We start from the raw sequence: 6,139 nt of genomic DNA on the forward strand, positions 1-6,139 counted from the left end.
GTTTTTTATTCGCCTGATGAACCAAAACCACCAATTCGTTTAGTCCCCTTGTTGGAGTCATCATCAGTTGTTAAGAAAGGTACAAAGATACCTTGAGCGATACGATCACCCTTCTTAATCTTTCTGTCTAGTAGTCCGAAGTTAGTCATTTGAACAAACAACTCACCTTCGTTGCTTTCGTTACCATAGTAATCAGCATCAACGATACCAATTCCGTTTGGTAAAACCATGCCTCTCTTTAGTGGACCGCTTGAACGGTTAGCAATAATTAGCATTTCATCTGGTTGCATGTAAGCCTTAATTCCGGTTGGAACTAATAATGGACGTAAGATATCCTTTGCACGTTGCATCTCATCTTCAGATACGTCTTTTTCATGCTTAATTGCCCAAAGAACTTTTAAAAATCCTAATTTCCAAATTGAAGGTAATACAAAATCGACACCTGCTTCGATATCATAACCTGCTGCTTGTTTAGTAGAACGATAAGGTAGATTGATGCCTTTATCCTTGTACTTTGTAACTACTTCAAATCCTCTTTTCATATCTACACATCCTGTTAATTTATTAGTATTATTATACTATGTATTTTATATGAAAAATGTTAACAATTAAATACAAATATTTTATTTGACAAACTCACGATAACCATAGAAAATTAATATAGTATTATTGAGGTATATTTAATACCTTTGTTCGAAACCTTTCGTCTGAATGTATAAGCATTCAAAGTCGATTTAACGTCGTTTTACCGAATATTTTAGAGGGGAAAAGGATTATGGATAAAGAATTAATGAAAAAAGTTGCCGGCCAAGAAGCTGTCAAATATATCAAAGACGGTATGACTGTCGGTCTTGGTACAGGTTCAACCGTGAAATACTTGTTGGATGCATTGGGAGAACGAGTAGCCAAAGAAGGATTACGTATTATTGGTGTTCCAACTTCCAACCGCTCAGCAAAGCGTGCTCGTGACTTGGGAATTGATGTTAAAAGTATCGATGACGTTGACCATATTGACTTAACAATTGACGGTGCTGACCAAATCGATGAAAATTTCCAAGGTATCAAGGGTGGCGGTGTTGCCCACCTTCGTGAAAAAATTGTCGCAATCAACTCAGATCGAAACATCTGGATTGTCGATGCAACAAAGATGGCCAAAAACCTTGGCTCTTTTCCCCTTCCTTTGGAAGTTACTCCATACGGAAGTACTCACCTATTCAAACGTTTAGACGATATGGGTTACCATCCTACTTTTAGAACTAACGCTAAGGGTGGTCACGTGTTAACTCACGCTGATAACTACATTATCGATTTAAACTTAGGTTACATTGAACATCCCCACGAACTTGAAACCATCCTAAACAACATGACTGGAATCGTTGAACATGGGCTATTCCTAGACGTTGTTGACATGGTAATTGTCGGATATGAAGATCATTCAGAAACATTCGACGCTAAAAGAAAATAATTAATCTAAACCGTGATAGTAAGAACATCTTATTATCACGGTTTTTTGTGTTTTAAAGGCATTTGACCTGAGTGATATAATATTATAAAAGCAAGGAGGAATCATGATGTCAAAAAGTATTAGTAATGAAAATATCCAAAAGTATCATAACGATTTATTAGATCGTAAAGAAGCTAAGGTAATGCAAAGAGCCGTAAGCCATAATGGTATCAACTCTTCAGCTGCCAACTTCGAAGCGGAAGGTAACATGAAGCCAAACTTTTCAATTGAAATCGATACTGGCGAAGTTGCCAACCAAAAACATAGTGGCCGTTGCTGGATTTTCGCAGCACTAAATACTATGCGTCATAACCTAGCTAAAAACTTTAACTTATCTGGTGATTTTGAATTATCACAAATCTACACTACCTTCTGGGATAAGTTTGAAAAATGTAACTGGTTCTTAGAAAACATTATCAAGACCGCCGATGAACCATTAACCTCACGCCGTGTTTCATGGCTATTAGATTCACCACAACAAGATGGTGGTCAATGGGACATGTTATGTGCGGTAATCGAAAAGTACGGTGTTGTTCCTCAATCAGCAATGGTTGAAACTGCCGTAAGTAACGATACTTCAGAATTAAACGCTGTATTAAACCAAAAACTAAGAATGGATGCCATTCAACTACGTGAACTAGCTTCACAAAACAGTTCAGATATCGAAAAGGTAAAGGACGAAATGCTAAGTGAAATTTACCGTGTCCTAGTTTACTCATTCGGTGAACCCGTTTCAGAATTCAACTTTGAATACCGTGATGAAAAGAACGAATACCATATCGATACTAATTTAACTCCAAAGAAGTTCTTTGATAAATACGTAAACTTAAACCTAGAAGATTACGTTTCAATCATTAACTCCCCTACATTGGACAAACCATACGAAAAGACTTACACCGTTGATATGTTAGGTAACGTTATCGATGGTCGTCAAGTTAAGCATTTAAACCTTGAAATGGACCGTCTAGAAGAACTAACCATCACCCAACTAAAGAATGGTGAAAGTGTTTGGTTCGGAAGCGATGTTTCAAAGGAATCAGATCGTAAAAAAGGAATCATGGACGACAACCTTTACTCAAAGGATGAATTATTCGACATTGATTTATTAATGAGTAAAGATGAACAATTAGATTACCACCAAAGTGTTATGAACCACGCTATGGTTATCACCGGTGTTGATATCGTCGATGGTCAACCTACTAAGTGGAAGGTTGAAAACTCTTGGGGTAACCAAGTCGGTTCAAAGGGTTACTTCGTAATGAGTGAATCATGGTTCAGACGTTTCACTTACCAAGTTGTTATCAACAAGAAGTACCTATCTGAAGAAGATAAGAAGAACCAAGAACAAGACCCAGTTGTATTAGATCCATGGGATCCAATGGGAACTCTTGCATTTAACGAAAAATAACATACAAAAAAAGAGCTGATAAATTATCAGCTCTTTTTATATTGTCTTTTTACTAATTACATTCAACTTATCATCGAAATGATAAACGATTGGCTTTCCATTTGGTACTTCCACTCGATCAATGTCATCATCACTAATATTATCTAAATACTTAATTAAAGCCCTTAGAGTTGAACCATGGGCGACAACTAACTCGTTTTGCCCATCCAATAACTTAGGTGCAATCGAGTCTTGCCAGTATGGCATCAATCTTTCATAGGCCATCTTTAGACTTTCACCACGTGGTTCAATCACACCGATTTTTTCATACTTATGTTCTTCATCGGGTTGATCTAACAATGGTGGGACCGTCGTGTAGCTGCGTCTAAATTCAGCAAACTTTTCAGGTCCATATTGTAACTTAACGTCATCTTTTTTACGACCGCGCAACGCCCCATAATGACGTTCATTTAGTCGCCATGACTTTGTCTCTTGAATATATTGTTGGTTAATTTCACTTAACACAATATGCAACGTTTCAATTGCGCGTTTTAAAAACGAAGTATGAGCATGATCAAAATCGATTTCCAATTGATTAATCTTTTTACCAGCATCGTGAGCTTGTTGAATCCCCTTTTCTGTTAGGGCTACATCGCTCCAGCCAGTAAAAACATTCTTTTGATTGGCAACACTTTGACCATGACGCATGATTACTAAATACGACATATTATCATCTCTTTTTATTCTTCTAATGCAGCATTCTTTTGTTCCATTTGACTACCAATAAATGTAATCACAGAACCGATTAGAATGATCACAATTCCAATCCAGGTATTAATTGTAATCTTTTCACCTAACAAAATCATTGCCAAAATTGGTGCCAATCCTGGTTTGATGAAAAAGACGATTGAGGCAATTGATACCCCTGCTCTTTCCATAGCAAGGAAGTAGAATGCAAATCCACCACCTGTGACGCAGACACAAATAAATAATAGAATCCAGAAATAATTCATGGAAATATTATGAATTATTGGTGTGTTTGCAAATGGTTTTAACCATTCTACCTTATTCATGTAGTTTGCAACAGCAGAAATATTGGTAATTGATACTAAAATTAAAAGTTCAACAGAACCGGCTAAAAATGTGTAGCAAGTAGTTGCTAGTCCATTTTGACCAGTTACTTGTGAACCCCATCTGGATACAATGCTGTAAAGACCAAATGTTAGTGCTGAACCCAATGCTAATGAAATTCCCAATGGGTTTGTAAGGTTGGCCGGATTAACTATGACAAGTAATCCGATAATAGAAAGAATTAAGGAAATAAACCCTAGTCGACTAATCTTTTCTCTTAGAATAAAGAAAGCGAATAGTAATGCAAATACTGGATTACAACTAAATAGCACAGCTACTGTTGATGCTTCATCGTACATGATGGCTAATTGGAATAGCGTCATGCTGACTACGACACATAAAAATCCAGTTAATAAGAAGACACCTAAACTTTTCCATTTACTCGTCAATAATGTTTGCTTTCCATTCTTCATGACAACCGGGATTAAAACCAATCCCCCGATAAAGAATCGAATTAAGTTCAATTGGATTGGACTAAAAACTCCTTGGACACTTTTTAGTGCAATTTCCATTGAACTAAACATAAACGTGGAAATTAAAACATACAGAAAAGTCTTTTTCAACTTTAAACGCGCTCCTTTAAATTTACAAATTATAAAAAACTTGATACACTACAAGCTTAAAGTTCATGTTGTGAAGTTTTTTATATTAACATCAGAATTATATCATATCCCTCGGCCTTATTAAAAATGTAACAGAAATATTACAATTTATTACATATTTCATAAGTATTATTATTTTCAAAAAAATAAGTTTATAATATTATTTATATTTACGTATCTTGATTATAGGTAGTATAATGGGGAAATTCAGAATAAAGGAGCTATTTTTGATTTATGCAAAACAATAATCAAAACATCGATAGAGCTTCCAGAACTAGAGGAAACCAACCTCACTTCAAGAAGAAGAAGAGCCATAAGGGTGCTTGGATCTCACTTATTGTCTTTTTAGTTCTAGTAGTTACTGGATTAATCATTGCTCATGGTGTTTATGTCAACATGAAGAATGCTGCGGATAAGGCTTATCAACCAGGTTTATCCACAAAAGAAAGAAACGTATCTAGCGTCATTGCTCAAAACAAACCTGTTTCAATCTTACTTCTAGGTACCGATACTGGTGCCCTAGGACGTCATGACACAGGTAGAACTGATACTATGATTCTAGCTACTATCAATCCTAAGAAGGAAACAATTTACCTAACAAGTATCCCTCGTGATACTAAGGTTACTGTTCCTGGCGATTCACAACCTTATGAAAAGATTAATGCTGCATATACTATTGGTGGTGCTTCAAGTGCCGTACAAACCGTACAAAACTTGTTAAACGTTCCAATTGACTTCTATGCAATCATTAACATGGGTGGTCTAGAAAAGATGGTTAACGCTGTTGGTGGTGTTACCGTTACTCCTCCTTTAACTTTCCATTATGATTCTGCGAATGTTGTTAAGGGTCAAACAGTTACATTAAATGGTGCTGAAGCTCTTGCTTACTCAAGAATGAGACACCAAGATCCTGCTGGTGACTACGGTCGTCAAGTACGACAAAGACAAGTGCTACAAAAACTTGTTCTAAAAGGTATGAACATTTCTTCATTACCAAGATACAAATCAATCCTAAGTTCAATCTCAGGTAACCTTAAGACTGACATGAAGTTTGATGATATGGTTGCTTTACGTGAAAGATACGGAAACGCAACTCACCACATCAAGTCACAAACTCTTCAAGGTGAAACTGCTGTTGTTGATGGTATTGATTATGAAGTACCAACCCAAGAAACTCTTCTAAACATTTCAAACTCAATTAGACAAAGCCTTGGATTAAGCAAACTTACTTCATTAAACCAAACACAAAGTCAAACAAGTGACTACAGTGTTGGATCCAGCGTAATGAGTAGTTCATCCACTCAAATCAATTACTCAACTGATAACTAAAAAAATAAAAGGTTCTGGTTAATACCAGAACCTTTTTTATATCCCCTACTTTTACATCAACGAAGACAAAGAAAAAGGAGACATCCAAATGGATGTCTCCTTTTTAAGTAGTTGGGCTAGCTGGGTTCGAACCAGCGCATCACGGGATCAAAACCCGTTGCCTTACCACTTGGCTATAGCCCAATA

Annotated in this window: 6 protein-coding genes and 1 tRNA gene; 3 read left to right on the forward strand and 4 right to left on the reverse strand. The window is 36.3% G+C overall.

Annotated features, from left to right (window positions below):
- Positions 1–5 precede the first annotated feature (5 nt).
- Positions 6–542 (reverse strand): dUTP diphosphatase, encoded by a 537-nt coding sequence (locus J3U50_RS04395; RefSeq protein ID WP_301945636.1) that lies wholly within the window; start codon positions 540–542, stop codon positions 6–8.
- Positions 543–775: 233 nt separating this feature from the next.
- Here J3U50_RS04395 and rpiA point away from each other — a divergent pair, with 233 nt between their 5' ends.
- Positions 776–1,465: a ribose-5-phosphate isomerase RpiA gene (gene rpiA / locus J3U50_RS04400; protein ID WP_034531888.1), complete on the forward strand. Its 690-nt coding sequence runs from the start codon at positions 776–778 to the stop codon at positions 1,463–1,465.
- 106 nt (positions 1,466–1,571) lie between these two features.
- Positions 1,572–2,912, forward strand: a complete 1,341-nt coding sequence (locus J3U50_RS04405) for an aminopeptidase C (protein WP_301945637.1) — start codon at positions 1,572–1,574, stop codon at positions 2,910–2,912.
- Between the two features lie 36 nt (positions 2,913–2,948).
- On the opposite strand, the gene J3U50_RS04410 is transcribed toward J3U50_RS04405, so the two are convergent.
- Positions 2,949–3,617 (reverse strand): 2,3-diphosphoglycerate-dependent phosphoglycerate mutase, encoded by a 669-nt coding sequence (locus tag J3U50_RS04410; RefSeq protein WP_301945638.1) that lies wholly within the window; start codon positions 3,615–3,617, stop codon positions 2,949–2,951.
- Positions 3,618–3,631: 14 nt separating this feature from the next.
- Positions 3,632–4,585: a DMT family transporter gene (locus J3U50_RS04415; RefSeq protein ID WP_301945639.1), complete on the reverse strand. Its 954-nt coding sequence runs from the start codon at positions 4,583–4,585 to the stop codon at positions 3,632–3,634.
- A 273-nt stretch (positions 4,586–4,858) separates the two neighbouring features.
- Between J3U50_RS04415 and J3U50_RS04420 the strand changes: the two genes are divergently transcribed.
- A complete protein-coding gene (locus J3U50_RS04420) occupies positions 4,859–5,953 on the forward strand; it encodes an LCP family protein (protein ID WP_301945640.1) in 1,095 nt (364 codons plus the stop codon).
- A gap of 111 nt (positions 5,954–6,064) precedes the next feature.
- Here J3U50_RS04420 and J3U50_RS04425 read toward each other — a convergent pair.
- Positions 6,065–6,136 (reverse strand) — tRNA-Gln (locus J3U50_RS04425).
- Positions 6,137–6,139 lie beyond the last annotated feature (3 nt).

This window comes from Lactobacillus sp. B3795, from assembly GCF_026535805.1.
GTDB classification, from domain to species: Bacteria; Bacillota; Bacilli; order Lactobacillales; family Lactobacillaceae; genus Apilactobacillus; species Apilactobacillus kunkeei_C.